15 protein-coding genes and 1 riboswitch are annotated in these 15,209 nt (G+C 36.7%); of the genes, 4 read left to right on the top strand and 11 right to left on the bottom strand.

Going from position 1 to position 15,209, the window contains the following annotated elements; all coding sequences use genetic code 11:
- Positions 1–176: 176 nt before the first annotated feature.
- The 11 genes from CHI06_RS10550 to thiT all read right to left on the bottom strand — a co-directional run bounded on the left by CHI06_RS10550 (position 177) and on the right by thiT (position 11,290).
- Complete coding sequence (locus tag CHI06_RS10550; RefSeq protein ID WP_095248509.1) at positions 177–2,192, bottom strand: ABC transporter ATP-binding protein; 2,016 nt, start codon at positions 2,190–2,192, stop codon at positions 177–179.
- The gene (locus CHI06_RS10545) at positions 2,189–3,946 is read right to left on the bottom strand and encodes an ABC transporter ATP-binding protein (protein ID WP_095248508.1); all 1,758 of its coding nucleotides are present in this window, start codon (positions 3,944–3,946) and stop codon (positions 2,189–2,191) included. The genes CHI06_RS10550 and CHI06_RS10545 overlap by 4 nt, the downstream gene beginning before the upstream one ends.
- A 317-nt stretch (positions 3,947–4,263) precedes the next feature.
- Positions 4,264–4,464, bottom strand: coding sequence for a sigma-Y antisigma factor component (locus CHI06_RS10540; protein ID WP_095248507.1), 201 nt, complete (start codon positions 4,462–4,464; stop codon positions 4,264–4,266).
- Positions 4,457–4,807: a YxlC family protein gene (locus CHI06_RS10535; protein WP_133370715.1), complete on the bottom strand. Its 351-nt coding sequence runs from the start codon at positions 4,805–4,807 to the stop codon at positions 4,457–4,459. Before CHI06_RS10535 ends, CHI06_RS10540 begins: the two co-directional genes overlap by 8 nt.
- Complete coding sequence (gene sigY / locus CHI06_RS10530; RefSeq protein WP_095248505.1) at positions 4,761–5,318, bottom strand: RNA polymerase sigma factor SigY; 558 nt, start codon at positions 5,316–5,318, stop codon at positions 4,761–4,763. The genes CHI06_RS10535 and sigY overlap by 47 nt, the downstream gene beginning before the upstream one ends.
- A gap of 149 nt (positions 5,319–5,467) precedes the next feature.
- Positions 5,468–7,498: a transglycosylase domain-containing protein gene (locus CHI06_RS10525; RefSeq protein ID WP_218833095.1), complete on the bottom strand. Its 2,031-nt coding sequence runs from the start codon at positions 7,496–7,498 to the stop codon at positions 5,468–5,470.
- A 110-nt stretch (positions 7,499–7,608) separates the two neighbouring features.
- A complete protein-coding gene (locus CHI06_RS10520; protein WP_095248504.1) occupies positions 7,609–8,064 on the bottom strand; it encodes a helix-turn-helix transcriptional regulator in 456 nt (151 codons plus the stop codon).
- A 103-nt stretch (positions 8,065–8,167) separates the two neighbouring features.
- Complete coding sequence (locus CHI06_RS10515; RefSeq protein ID WP_095248503.1) at positions 8,168–8,332, bottom strand: FeoB-associated Cys-rich membrane protein; 165 nt, start codon at positions 8,330–8,332, stop codon at positions 8,168–8,170.
- 17 nt (positions 8,333–8,349) lie between these two features.
- The gene (gene feoB, locus CHI06_RS10510) at positions 8,350–10,356 is read right to left on the bottom strand and encodes a ferrous iron transport protein B (RefSeq protein ID WP_095248502.1); all 2,007 of its coding nucleotides are present in this window, start codon (positions 10,354–10,356) and stop codon (positions 8,350–8,352) included.
- Positions 10,356–10,580 (bottom strand): FeoA family protein, encoded by a 225-nt coding sequence (locus tag CHI06_RS10505; RefSeq protein WP_095248501.1) that lies wholly within the window; start codon positions 10,578–10,580, stop codon positions 10,356–10,358. The genes feoB and CHI06_RS10505 overlap by 1 nt, the downstream gene beginning before the upstream one ends.
- Before the next feature lie 137 nt (positions 10,581–10,717).
- Complete coding sequence (gene thiT, locus CHI06_RS10500; protein ID WP_095248500.1) at positions 10,718–11,290, bottom strand: energy-coupled thiamine transporter ThiT; 573 nt, start codon at positions 11,288–11,290, stop codon at positions 10,718–10,720.
- Positions 11,291–11,420: 130 nt separating this feature from the next.
- Positions 11,421–11,527, bottom strand: a riboswitch (TPP riboswitch).
- Between the two features lie 120 nt (positions 11,528–11,647).
- Here thiT and CHI06_RS10495 point away from each other — a divergent pair.
- From CHI06_RS10495 to CHI06_RS29715, 4 genes are all read left to right on the top strand, one after another.
- Positions 11,648–12,781: a histidine kinase N-terminal domain-containing protein gene (locus CHI06_RS10495; RefSeq protein WP_095248499.1), complete on the top strand. Its 1,134-nt coding sequence runs from the start codon at positions 11,648–11,650 to the stop codon at positions 12,779–12,781.
- Positions 12,782–12,966: 185 nt separating this feature from the next.
- A complete protein-coding gene (locus tag CHI06_RS10490) occupies positions 12,967–13,368 on the top strand; it encodes a MerR family transcriptional regulator (protein WP_257009237.1) in 402 nt (133 codons plus the stop codon).
- 61 nt (positions 13,369–13,429) lie between these two features.
- On the top strand, positions 13,430–14,782 hold the full coding sequence (locus CHI06_RS10485) for a hemolysin family protein (protein WP_095248497.1): 1,353 nt from the start codon (positions 13,430–13,432) through the stop codon (positions 14,780–14,782).
- Between the two features lie 127 nt (positions 14,783–14,909).
- Entirely contained in the window at positions 14,910–15,086 is a 177-nt protein-coding gene (locus CHI06_RS29715; protein ID WP_179292596.1) for a hypothetical protein, read from the top strand.
- Positions 15,087–15,209 lie beyond the last annotated feature (123 nt).

Below are 15,209 nucleotides of genomic sequence, written 5' to 3'. Positions count from 1 at the left end.
TATAGTACGAAAGAATTAAGAGACTGCCAATAATATTAACAATTGAATAATCTGCCATCTAATCCACCCCTTTATTATGGAAAAGCTTAAACACATTTAAAATATCATAATAAAGGAGTTTTATATGTGATAAAAATAACAGGTTATCAGTAAATTTGTGAAGTTTCTGTGAACATTCACCCAGCCAACTCAGCACTGCCTTTTTGAAGTTCATACAATTGATAATACTTTCCGTTTACTAACATCAATTCTTCATGTGTGCCGCGCTCGACAATCTTCCCGCGGTCTAGAACAAGAATTTGGTCAGCGTTCCGAATAGTGGATAACCTGTGCGCAATAATAAAAGTGGTTCTTCCTTTTTTCAAGACGTCCATAGCCTCTTGAATAATGGCTTCAGTTTCTGTATCAATACTCGATGTGGCTTCATCTAGAATTAAGATTGCCGGATTAAATGCTAGTGCTCTAGCAAAGGAAATTAACTGGCGCTGCCCGCTAGATAGGGTACTTCCTTTTTCGATTACAGGTTCATCATATCCATTTTCCAAGTTTTTAAAGACTTTATCTGCCCCAACATCCTTTAAAGCCTTTTCCACCATTTTCCTTGTTATGGATGGCTCGTTAAGGCTGACATTTGAGGCAATCGTGCCAGTAAACAAGTATGGATCCTGTAACACAATTCCCATATGATTTCGAATCGTCTGACGTGGAATGCTGACAATATCCTTGCCATCAATTAGGATTTTACCCTTTTGACTATCATAGAAACGGAAGAGCAAATTCATAATCGAGCTCTTTCCAGATCCGGTGTGTCCAACAAGTGCAACCGTCTGCCCCTGCTTAGCTTCAAAGTGAATATCTTTAAGCACATACTCACCCTCTTTGTATCCAAACGACACATGCTCAAATTGTACATTGCCCTGAAATCTTTCGATTCGGTCTGCACTTACATTTTCTCCTTGTTCATCCATTAGCGTGAACACTCTTTCACCTGCAACGAGTGCCGTTTCCAAATTGGCTAATTGATTGACAATTCCCTGTACAGGCTGAAAAAGACGATTAATGTAATCAACAAAAGCATAGAGTACACCGAGAGAAATGACAGAAGCGGGATTTAACGACTGACCCCCAAAGTACCAAATGAAAGCTACAAATACGAGATTTCTAAGAACCCCCACTAAATTATGGGAAGTTAAAGCATTTAAGCTTAATAATTTATTTTGATAAGCAAAATGCTCTGTATTAAGCTTTTCGAATTCCTTTTCAGTCTCTTTTTCCCTTCGAAAGGCTTGAATAATACTCATACCGCCGATTGATTCATTAATAGTCGCATTGATATCACTTATTCGAGAGCGGATAACGTGATTGTATTTTGAAGCAAACTTTCGATATAATAACATCCATCCATAAAGGATTGGCAAAAGTAATAAACAAATGGCAGCCAGCTTCACATCTAAGATAAATAAGGCCGCATATATTCCTGTGATATAAATAGCACTGGTGAAAAATTGGGCTAATACAGTCACATATAATTCACGTATTGCTTCTGTATCATTCGTAATCCTAGCAACCACTTTTCCAGCCGGAAGATTATCAAAGTATTGGATTGGAAGCCGTTGGATTTGGCCGTATACATCCTCCCGCATTTTTTGAATGATCCGATTTGCTGACTTCTGCAGCAGGAACCGCTGTCCATATTGGAAAATAGCAGATATCACTAAAAGACAGAAATAAATTATCAGCAGTTTAATAATCCCTGGAATCTCCAGTTGATAGAACGCCAATATCTCCCGATTGGTAAATTCCTTTGCGTCATATTCAACCTTCTTCGTTCCTTTTTGAAGTGTTATGATTCCATTTTCAAATGTTCTTTTCCCATCGAATTCAATCTTTTCTTCCACAATGACAAACTTTGCTCCAACCTGCAAAATTCTAACTTCCTTCCCCTTTTCTTCACCGTTGGAGAAGTTCTTTTCTTTCTTATAAAATTGCTCGTTATATTCTACTGTGTTATTTCCCTCATTACTCTCATACCAAACGGACTCGATGCCTAAAATGTGTTCATCGATAATATTTTTTGCAATGAATGGACCTGCCAAATCAGTAGCTACGGAAATGCTCAGCATGAATAGTGCAGCAATAATGATTTTTTTGTAGTTTAAGGCATACTGGGTTAATCGCCGGCCTGTACTCATGCCGTCACCTCCTCTTCAAGAATATTTTCAACTTGTTGTCGTAAATATTGTTCTTTATACCAGCCATCCCTAGCAAGCAGCTGTTCATGAGTTCCTTCTTCAATGATCTTGCCATCATCAAGAACAAGGATTTGGTCTGCATGTTGAACGGCTGTCATTCGGTGAGTCGTGATAATGGTTGTTTTGTCTTTTCGTATTTCACGAATATTGTCAATGATTCTCTTTTCTGTTTTTGCATCAACTGCAGACAAGGAATCATCAAGAATAAGGATTTCAGGATTTCTTATTAGCGCACGTGCGATTGAAATTCTTTGCTTTTGACCACCAGAAAGTGCGACTCCTTTTTCACCCACAAGAGTTTTTAACCCTTCTGGGAGCATTTCTAAATCCTTTCTTAGTGCAGATAAGTCGATGGCCTTCTCCAATTCTTCTTCGGTTGCTTGACTGTTCCCAAAAAGAATATTTTCTTTTACACTTTTTGAAAAAAGGACATGGTCCTGAGGTACATAACCAATCCATTTACGAACTTGATGCAGTGTCTGCTCTTTAAGCGGAACACCTGAGATGGAAAGGTCTCCACTTCCAAGAGGATATTGTCTTAACAACTGTTTAATAAATGTTGTTTTTCCACTTCCTGTTTTTCCAACAATACCTAATGTCTGCCCCTGGAGTAATTGTACAGAAATATTCGTTAAATTATCCTCCTTAGATGAAGGATATCGAAACGTTACCTTTTCAAAATCAATCCGCTCTGGATTTTCTACCTTAATAGGCTGGGCAGGATTCTCCACGGTCTCCTGAAAGGAAAGAGTTTCATTTACCCGATCTAAGGATGCATTTCCCCGCTGCATGATATTAATTAATTCGCCTATCGCGAACATCGGCCAAATTAGCATCCCTAAATAGACATTGAAGGCAACAAGATCACCTAAGGTTATAGCCTGATTAAAGACTAAATAGGCACCATAACCAAGACCAATCATATAGCTTAATCCGACCAGTATTTTTACTGTTGGGTCAAATAAAGAGTCTATCCTTGCAACCTTGATATTTTTTTCAAAGACATCCTCTGTTAATTGGTGGAACCTTCTGCCATCTGCCTCTTCCTGAACGTAGGCACGGATAACTCTAACACCTGCAACAGATTCCAAAACGCGGTCATTTAACTCCCCGAACGCATCCTGTGCTTCCATAAAGCGCTTATGAATTCTATTCCCGTAAATTTGCATGATATAAGCCATAATCGGAAGAGGCAGGATTGCTGCAATCGTTAGCTTCCAGCTAATTAATAGTCCCATGGTAATGATTAGCGTAAGCATCCAGACGCTTGAATCGACTAGCGTCAATATCCCAAAGCCTGCGGTAATAGATATTGCCTTTAGGTCATTTGTTGCTCTCGCCATTAAATCGCCCGTTCGATTTTTTTCATAAAAGGTTGGAGACATTTTTAATAAATGTTTCATAAACCTCGATCTTAACTTTCTTTCTACAAGAAAGGCACCGCCAAATAATTTATACATCCAAACGTAGGTTATTCCATATGAAAAAACCATTATTAAGAAAAGATAACCCACATATTTTCCTATTTTCCCATTACTCATTTCGCCAACCTGAATATCATCAATGGCCATACCAATTAATTTAGGCGGTACTACATCTAAGATTCCAACTAGAATTAATAAGGAAATGGCAATGACATAACGCTTCCAATATTCTTTAAAAAACCAACTCAATTTCTTTAAAACCGAAAACATACTGTTCCCCCCTATGCAAAAGAAAAAGACATACCGCAATAGTGCAGTATGCCTCAAAACTAAAAAAAGAGACAAAAAAACACACGTTACGTACGAAAAGAACGCAACCTGTGTTTTGATTATCATCTAATTAAAATACGGACTAATTAAAAAGAGATCATAATGGAGCAGGTTACATTCAAGTATTCAGTTGCTGATAAAGTGCTGTGTAGTACAATCATCTCGTAACCCTCCTTTTCCTTTTTTTTCATCCTTTGTTAGATTATCACCAGATTATTTAAATGTCAATTCCCATTTTTCAGAATTTTCCAATCTGCTTATTCTGCCCTTTTTCGAAAGATTTTACGAATAAATATTAAGTAAAAAAGGGTTGGCATTGGAGCTTGAATGAGACCAACGATTCCCCATAACCAATAGTTGTGATTTCGTTTCCTAGCATCTAAGAATAAAAAGATACTTTGGAGTAAAAGAATAGCAGCAACAACAATAATCAGAGTTGGTGAGTAATCATTACTCATTGATTTTCACCTTCTTACTAAACCTAGAAATTGTATAGTATGCAATAAACACCGGAGTAATGATTTGAATGAAAATAAAAACAACTGGCATTTGATAAAAAGAAACAATGATTCCACTTAAGATAAATAATGCAATTATTAGAAATAAGGATAGTTCTTTCCTTAATTTTTTTCTGCTATTTTCCTTCTCAGTTCGTACCATGCTTTCAAACCACTGGAGATCCGGAGTATAGACAGGGAATTGATCCACCTTGCTCAAACCTTCTTGCATCATGTGAATAGCATCCAAGTCATGTTTATTTTGTTGTTCGTTGTCGAGTATGACGACCTTCTGTTTCTTCACCTAGTTTCAGCTCCCTTCTTACCGCCAAAATTCCATTATGAACTCTTGATTTCACCGTTCCAGAGGATATTTTCATCCATTCACCAATCTCATCATAGGAGTAACCATAATAATGCTTCAGCACAATGGGAACCCGAACGTCTACTGGCAATTTACCTAATGCCTCCAACGCATCGTTCCATTCCTCATTACGGCTTTCAAAATGCCATTTCAGCTTTCGATAAACTTCTTCTTGTCCTTTCCATTTGTTTTCTCGCTTTTGTTTTCTACATTGGTCAATATAGGCATTGGTAGCAATGGAAATCAGCCAAGTGGAAAATTTGCTTTGACCATTATAGAGATGAATTTTTTGTATACATTTTGCCATTGTTTCTTGTGCAAGTTCCTCTGCCATATCTGGATTCATTGTAATTTTCATTAAATACTTTACAAGGAATGGATAATTTTCTTTAAACAACATGGCAAATGCTAGATGATCCCCTTCTTTTGCACTTTTTATTAACGGATCCATCACACTTGTCCTCTCTTTCCCCCATCTATCCCTCTTTTTCTATTTATGTATAAGACGTGAAAGTATTAATTTCGTTCATATTTTATAATATTTTTATTGATTATAAAAATTTCTAACACAAAAGGCACGAATATCTTCGTGCCTTACCATTAATGATTCATCTTAGGACCTATTCTTTTCCATCGCTTTTCCCATTTTTCTTTTTGCTTTCTCCATTTTTCTTCCCATTTTCTCGCACCTTTATTAAAATGCTCTTCAATTGTATCTAGGTTCATTTCTGTTTCTTCCTCTTGCTTCTTTTGTATCAACCCATCAATGCGAGGGACATCAAAGCTGGTTGAAGGTGTATCTTTTAATGCCTCCTTCATGACTTCACGAAATACAATGGCTGCACCCGCACTGCTAGTGGTGTTCAAGTAGTGTTTTTCATCGGTTTTATCGTAGCCAACCCAGACCGCTCCAACTAATTGTGGGGTATAGCCTACAAACCATTGATCCTTAACACCTTTAACTCCTTCAATTGGTACTTGTGTTGAGCCTGTTTTCCCAGCCATTTCTCTACCTGGTATTTGAGCGTTTTTTCCAGAACCGTGGTCAACGACGCCAAGCAGCATAGTGTTTATGTGATCGGTTACAGCTTTTGTGCTGACCCTTTCCTTTTTTTCCTTCCATACTGCAACGATGTTTCCTTCTGCATCTTCAATCTTTTTGATAACATGGGCTTTCATTCGAACTCCATTATTTGGGAAGGCAGAATAGGCTTCAGCCATAATCAACGGAGATACTCCTTTTTCTACACCTCCAAGTGCAAGTGATAGGTTGCGATCACCCTTTTCTAGTGGTATTCCAAACCGTTTGGCCGAATCTAAGCCCTTTTCAATCCCAATTTCATTTAATAACCAGACAGCCGAAACATTTTTTGAATCCTTTACTGCTTCATACATAGGAACTTCCCCATCATATTCATGGTTGTAATTGCTTGGTTCATATTCACCAAAGCTCATTGGCTCATCCTTTAGCATATCGGTTATTTTCCAGCCATTTTCTAGTGCAGGAGTAAAGACCGCGAGCGGTTTAATGGCTGAACCTGGCTGTGCCTTTAATTGAGTTGCTCGATTATATCCCCTAAAAGTGTGCTCTCCGCGACCACCAACAATGGCTCGGATTCCACCTGTTTTGGGATCAACTAATATTCCACCGCTTTGGACCATTTTATCAGTGCCTTTTGGGAATAAATCGTCTTTTTGATAGGTTTTCTCCATAGCATTCTGCATAGTAGAATCAAGCTCGGTATAAATCTGATATCCGCCAGTTAGTAATTCATCCTGTGATAAATGATATACGTTAATCGCCTCTTCAAAGACTTGGTCAACATAATGAGGATACTTCCCGCGGAACGGGTCTCCACCTTTATCATTTAACAATACTTTTTCATTCATTGCTTGTTCATACTGCTGGTTTGTTATATATCCCTGTTTCTTCATTTGTGTTAAAACAAGATTTCTCCTTTGCGTTGCTTTTTCTAAATGGTGATAGGGATTTAAAGCAGAAGGTGCTTTAATTAACCCTGCCAGCAATGCCGATTCACTTATGGACAAATCCTTGACATCTTTTGCAAAGTAATTTCGTGCTGCATGCTTTATCCCCCAAGCACCATCACCAAAATAAATCTGGTTTAAGTACATTTGAAGGATTTCCTGTTTGCTGTATTGTCGTTCAATTTGCATGGCTAGGAATACCTCATCTACTTTTCTCTTTAATGTTTTTTGAGAGGTAAGCAGTGTATTTTTCGTTAATTGCTGGGTTATGGTACTACCGCCTTCAACCATACCGCGAGCTTTAATATCCCTTATCAGTGCTCTTGTGATACCAATATAATCGACGCCATGATGCTCATAGAATCGGTGGTCCTCTATTGCAATGACTGCATTTTTCATGGAGTCAGGTATCTGATTGATTGGAACACCTTCATTTTTATTTGCTGAAACCTTACTGGCAACCTCTCCATTCAAATCATAAAATACGGTTGCCTGTGGAAGTTCATTCTTAAGTGAAGAAATATCTAAATCCATTGAATAAGCATATACGATACCTAGAAAGCCCAAAACTAAAAGCGAAAACGAGAGAACCATTAATTGGTTCATATGCCATCGCTTCCAATTATTCACTACCTTTTTCATAGCTCCTCCTTACAAAAATAAAAATAGAATGAAGGACATCATTTTCTTTTTCCCAATATAGGGAAAAATTATCCAAAAAAAGCACTCGAAAAAAATTCGAATGCTTTTTCTTATTCGTTCTTTGTTAATTCTTTAAATCTTATTTTTGATTGTTTTTCGTCAAAACTGCTGTATACCCGATAATGTTTGTCATCCAATATTCGGAAATGCTTGCTAAGGATATTCTGTTGAAGGATGAATCCATTTTTCCGTGCGACCTCACGCCACCAAATTCGTCCTCCAAACGTTTTCATTTTCCGATAATCAATTCCTTCGCGAGCAACTGTCTCCAAAACTTCGAGCGGTTCATTTCCAAATAGAAATTGGACCGTTTCTGTTTCTCTAAATAAAGCACATATGGTAACAACAGTAGACCAGCCTGCAAGGACCCTTCCTTTTTCAATCTGTACAAGTGTTTTCTTTGATACTCCAATGATTTCTGCCATTTTATCCTGAGTATAGCCTGCTTCTGTACGAATCAATCGCAATTTATCTGAAACTAGCATAATGATTTCTTCTCTATTCATGCTAAAACCTTCTTTCAAAAACCTACTAGTGTAATTTTACACAAGTTGCCTTATATTTAAAAGAAAAAACTGCTATCGTTTAAATGATAGCAGTTTCATCCTTTTATTTTGGTTGAATGCCACATTGACTTTGAGTAGAGCAAGACTTTTCAAGATCACATGCCGCACATTTTCCTTTTTTCGATTTATTAATAAACTTCACTAATGCCCATGCCGCATAACCAAAAATCGCAGCGCCTATTATGAAACTACCTATATTTGCTATCATACGGAACACCTACCTAATTAGACTAGACCAAACAATTTACCGCCCTGATAAATGACCAAACATAAAACATACGCAATAAATAGTGCGTAAAGGATAGAAAATACAGTCCATTTCCTTGAGCCTGTTTCTTTATAGATGGTTGCGGCCGTGGCTAAACATGGAATATATAATAGTATAAAAACCATAAAGCTATAGGCAGCCAGCGGTGTGTAAAAATCACTCAATAAACCTTGCAGACTCGCATTTTCTGGAACAAAGTAAATAATATTCATAGTTGAAATGATAGCTTCTTTTGCTAAGAATCCTGTTATTAATGAGGCGGCTGCCTGCCAAGTACCAAATCCTATTGGCTCTAATAGCGGTGCAAACAAATTCCCTATCGCTGCCAAAAAGCTATCATCCATATCAACTTTTAATCCATTCGGCCCGGCATACGATAACAGCCAAATGAAAACGGAGCCGGCAAAGATGAAGGTTCCTGCTTTTCTAACAAAGCCTTTTCCCTTATCCCAGGTACTTCTCCAAAGCGATTGAACCTGTGGGAGACGATATGGCGGCAATTCTATAACGAATAGAGACGTTTCTGATTTTAATAATGTTTTCGTAAATATTTTCGCTAGTAGTAAAGCGACAACGATTCCTAGAACATAAAGACTTAATACCACTAGTGCTTTATGACCCACAAAAAATGCTCCAACAAATAATGTATAAACCGGTAAGCGGGCAGAGCATGACATCAAGGGTGTCAATAATATGGTCATAAGTCTCTCACGTGGTGTTTCAATCGTCCTTGCAGCCATAATTCCTGGAACATTACAGCCAAACCCAATCATCATTGGAATAAATGCCTTTCCATTTAGCCCAACAGACTCCATAATTCGGTCCATTACGAGGGCAACCCTTGCCATGTAGCCAGAATCCTCTAATAGGGAAATAAAAAAGAAGAGAATAAATATCTGTGGAACAAATACCAGTACCCCGCCGACACCAGCAATCAATCCTTCAATAATCAATGCATGTATAAAGTCTGAAGCATGAATAGCGCCAAGGAGTGCTTCAAAACCCGTGGACACTGGTCCTGTTAATATCCCATCCAATACATCAGATAATGGGGTACCCAGCCAATCAAAGGTCAGCATAAACATCAAATACATACATATTAGGAAGATTGGCATTCCTAAATAGCGATTGGTTACAATGGCGTCAATTCTTTCAGACAAAGGGACAACGGTACTCACCTTTTGAACTGATGCCTCTAGTATTTTTTCAATAACTTCTTTTCTCTTCATATAAATATAGTTTGCCAGCGATTTCACATGGCTATTTTCTTGTTTTATGACTGATTCTAGATTTAAAACGAGTGGTACTAGTTTACTAGGTTCTAAAAGATCAGAAAGATAATGATTTACGTATTCATTCCCCTCAAAAAGTTGAATAGCAAGCCATCTTGGTGAATGCTCTGTTTTTCCAATTAGTTCCATACTTAATTTGGTTATCGCATCCTCGACTGCTTTTCCATAGTAAACATGTTTTTTCACCTTTGAGTGATTCGAACTTGTTGAGATAACCTCTATTAAACGGTCGCAGCCTTTACCACTTCTTGCTACAACGGGTACAACGGGTACACCCAAAATCTGGGATAACTTATCTGTATCTATTTTAATACCGCGGTTATTCGCGACATCAATCATATTCAAACCAATCAGGGCAGGTTTCTCATATTCGAGCAGCTGCAAGGTTAAATGTAAATTCCGTTCTAATTGAGAAGCATCCAGAATATTTAACAGTCTATCAACCTGTTCCTCTAAGAAGTAAGTGGTTACGACTCCTTCATCCTTTGATAATGGATTCAAGGAATAGATTCCAGGCAAATCAATTAATTTTCCTATTTGATTCTTGAAAACCCCGACTTTCTTTTCAACTGTAACACCGCTCCAGTTGCCCACATACTCGTAGGATCCTGTAAGATTATTAAACAATGAGGTTTTTCCGGTATTTGGGTTTCCAATTAGGGCGATTTCCATTAAATTCTCTCCACTTCTATTAAACACGCTTCTTTGCGACGGAGCCCTACACACTGTCCGCAAGACTCAATCATGACTGGTCCACCAAAAGGCATGACACATTTGACACAGACCTCAGATCCTTCTGTTATTCCTAGGTCCAACAACCTTCTTTGGACTAGGCGGCCAACCTTAGAAATATTAATTATTTTTCCTTTTTCTCCAATTTTAAACGAACCGAACATCCTTATCACCCTAACACAAGTTAATTGAGAATGATTATCTTTATTTATAACCTCATTTTACCATTGAACAATCGCTTATTCTGTGACAAAAGTTTGAAAAAAAAATAGAAAAGTCACAGACTTTTCTATTTTTCCACTTATATCATTTTTTTTGGTGCTGCACTAATGACAAGGATTACAAGGATTGCGCAAACGATAAAGCTAGGAAGCATATAGGTTCCATTGTAAACAAAGGAATAAACAGCAACTGGCTGACCAGCAGGTGCATATTCACCAAAGAATACAATACCCGAATACACATGAGCAAGATATCGCAAAGCACTTCCTAATAACGTTCCTAAAAGAACAAATGTGACCCAATTTCTTGAATTATTCTTAAGAGAATTCTTCACTTGTGAGGCAAAAATACCTGCTAACCCAACAACTGAAAAAGCAATTCCATAATCAATTATCCCTTGAAGAAGTGTATAAATTTGAGAAAAGCCAAGGATGAATTGAAGTATACCAAGTAAAAATCCAGACAAGATTCCTCCTTTTATACCCCAACGAAATGACATTAGGAATATCGGAATCATCGCGATTGAAATCGAACCGCCTTGTGGCCATATCTTTAATGATAATAGCCCCGAAACAAGATCCAATAAATAAGCAAGTGCAGAAAATACGGCTACTTCAACTAAAAATAATGTGTTACTACGTTTTTTTTCCATACATGTTCCCCCTATAGTTTGTATATTGGAGAACGTTCGACAGGTATTACTCCTAAGAATTAATATGGCGCCTTATAAACAAAAAAAAACAATGCAGGACAGTTAGGATTGTCTGCATTGTTAGCTTTTAATAATTGGCAAACCACATCCCTACGCTAGCGTTAACTAACAGGTTCATAGGGTCAGAACTCGAACGTTCACTCTCAGCCGCTAAAAGCAGCTCCCCCTGTGGAAATATTTAATTGATTTCAATAACGAATATACTATTTTTATAGAACTTTTACAAGGAAAAACTTCCATACATGGTATAATAAAAATAACTAGTCAGTTTGGCATTGTCTTAGGAGGAAAACTGTAATGTTATCTGAAGTACAAACGGAATTAATAGCCTTTTTTGATGAAAATAAAGAAAGTTTAGTACGTGAGTGGGAAAAGTCCATTGTCATTTCTAACGGAGATCCCTATAAAGAAAAAATACGTGAAAATGGAATTGCTTTATTTAATGTTATTTTAACTATGCATACAATGGGTGAAGAAGAGCTATTAGAGATTATCAAAAAATATGCTCTTGAAATTTCTGAGGAAAGAGCACTGGCGAATATTAATATTGGTGACTTTGTTTATAATGTTAATCTTGGCAGAAGTGTGTTATACAGTTATCTAAGCAGGGCTGGTCTTCAGTGGGATGACCTTCAGGTATCGATTAATAAGATAAATTACACTTTTGATAAATTTCTATATTTTGCGGTTACACATTATACAGAGGCTAAAAACAAAATCATTGAAGAAAAAACAATGTTTATAGATTCAACTCATCAGGACCGATTAACACTTCTTGGACAAATGACATCTAGTTTTATTCATGAATTTAGAAACCCTCTAACTTCGATACAGGGGTTTGTTCAGCTGCTTAAGGCTGACCATCCTAAAATGAAATATTTAGAGATTATTTCAAGTGAGTTAGAACAGCTAAATTTCCGGATTTCGCAATTTTTACTTTTATCTAAAAAAGAACTAATTGGAAAAGAAAAAGAGCAGTTTCACCTAAATAAATTAATTGATGAAGTCTTAAATTTCTTATATCCGAGTATTTTAGACGGTAAAGTAAAAATCAAGAAAGAAATAGTCGATGAAATCACTCTTTATGGGTATGCGGATGAAATGCGGCAAGTACTCATTAATATTATATTTAATGCGATTGACGTGTTAAATCATCACAGAATCTCTAATCCAATTATTGAGATTAAAAGTCATATAGAGAATCATACACATGTTCTTTTCTCCATTTCCAATAATGGTCCAATGATTCCTTCAGAATTAAGTAAAACCATATTCGAGCCATTCTTTACAACCAAAAAACTTGGCACTGGTCTTGGACTTTTTGTTTGTAAAGAAATCATTGAAAAACATAAGGGTGATTTAACCTGTCTTTCAACTCCAGAATTAACCGTTTTTACACTTAAATTACCTCTTGCTGCGTCTCCTATGTAGGAGACGTTTATTTCTAATATTTTTTGAAAATTTATAATTTTCCAATTCATATAGACAAGACTTTTTTCATAAAATGTTGATACCAACTAATATGCTAACCAGAACGTTTGACTGTACAGTTGTAATTTACTATAATTGTTTTAAAATTTAGTTATCCGAGGTGATATGATGGGGCTGTCTATCGTATCGGTGAATTAGCAGAAATTGCAATGGTTTCTAAACGGACAATTGATTATTATACATCAATTGGTTTATTAAACGCGGATCGTTCCAAATCTAATTATCGAATTTATTCTGATGAATCCTTAAGGGATTTAAAATTTATTGAAGAGTGTAAGAGTTTACACTATCCACTTGACGAGATTAAAAGAAAACTAGATAGGAAGAAAGACAAAAAAATTCGTGATTCAGAAGTGGAGAAACATGTAGATGCAGTATCGCAGCAAATGCAGCAGTTACAAAATGATTTAGTGGACTTAATCCCAGTTGTTGAAAAATTAGATGACCTGCAGAAAGAGAAATTCACAACGAATCTAATGATGCTAAATTCAGTCTTGATGAAATCCCTTTTGAATGTACCGAGTTAATTTTTTTAAATTACTAGGAGGTGACTCCTTAACTCGTATTTAACGAGCTAAGGGAAATTATTTGGACATATTTAACTTGGTTATCATAGCCATTTTAATTGCTTTAACTGCCTTTTTTGTAACTTCAGAGTTTGCTATTGTCAAGATCCGAAGTTCAAGAATTGACCAGTTAATTGAGGAAGGTAATTCGAGTGCTATTTCAGCAAAAAAGGTAATTTCAAACTTGGATGAATATCTTTCAGCCTGTCAGTTAGGAATTACCATTACTGCCCTTGCTTTAGGTTGGATTGGGGAATCAACGATTGAGCATTTACTCGCTCCCCTTTTTAATGGGCTGGAGATCCCTGAGGGTGTTTCCCACATCTTATCCATTGTGATTGCCTTTCTTACCATTACATTTTTACATGTTGTCGTCGGAGAGCTGGCACCTAAAACACTGGCTATACAGAAAGCTGAAATGATTACTCTTCTTATGTCACGGCCTTTAATTCTCTTTTATAAAGTGATGTATCCCTTTATTTGGTTATTAAATGGGTCAGCACGGATCGTAACGAGCATTTTTGGTCTTAAGCCAGTCTCTGAGAGCGAAATGGCACATACAGAGGAAGAGCTTCGAATTATCCTATCTGAAAGCTATAAAAGCGGCGAAATTAACCAATCTGAGTTTAAGTATGTAAATAAAATTTTTGAATTTGATAACCGGATTGCCAAAGAAATTATGGTTCCCCGGACGGAAATCGTTTCATTATCAAAAGATGATACATTAGATACTTTTCTCCAAGTAATCCGTGAGGAAAAATATACGAGATATCCGATTATTGATGGTGATAAAGACCATATCATTGGTCTAGTTAATATTAAAGAAATGGTGACAGATTTAATTAGTAAAGAAACCCTTTCAACGAAAACGCTGGAGCATTATACCCGCCCAATTATTAGAGTAATTGAAACGATTCCCATCCATGATTTACTTGTTAAAATGCAGAAAGATCGAATGCATATGGCTATATTAATGGATGAATATGGCGGAACATCGGGATTGGTTACGGTTGAAGATATTCTCGAGGAAATTGTTGGTGAAATCCGCGATGAATTTGATTCCGATGAAATTCCAATGATACGTAAAATAAAGGAACATCACTATATTATCGACTCAAAGGTTTTAGTAACAGAAGTCAATGACTTATTGGGAGTCGACATAGATGATGAAGATATAGACACCATTGGCGGCTGGATATTAACTGAAAATTATGAAGCAAAAGAGGGAGACTCCATCCATCACGAATCATATAGCTTTAAAATACTCGATATGGAGGAGCATCACATTAAATATATTGAGGTAACAAAGAAAGTCAATGATGAAGAACCTAGCGAAAATAAAATTTCTTTGTCACAAACAGAGGTACTCTCCTAAAAATAGACCCACTAAAACAGGCCAATTACGGTCTGTTTTTTTGTAATAAAATCGTAATATTTCCTCTAAAATCCAATCACCTCCCCCTTGGAATTCATATTCTAAACTAAAGGGGGGAGAAATTACCATGGAATTAATTTTCTTATTTTTAGCGTCTATACTTTCTGGATTTGCTTTAATGAGCTTTGAACCAGTATCATTTTTAAGTTTCTTAGGTCCACTTTTTGATATCGTTGGCGCCTTAGCAATCATTATCTTTTCACTGGCTCTACTGTTTAAAGGTGTTAAATCACTATTTAAATAATTTTGTAAACGGTTACATTATAGACTGTGTTAAAGGAAAATATCGATATTAGAACTAAGTTGATTTGTGCGGAAGACACGAGACTCCTGCAGGAGGACGGGACAGGGGAGACCCCGCAGGCGC

Source organism: Bacillus sp. 7884-1 (genome assembly GCF_002272245.1).
Classification (GTDB): domain Bacteria; phylum Bacillota; class Bacilli; order Bacillales; family Cytobacillaceae; genus Neobacillus.
This window is presented reverse-complemented; position numbering and strand designations above follow the sequence as displayed.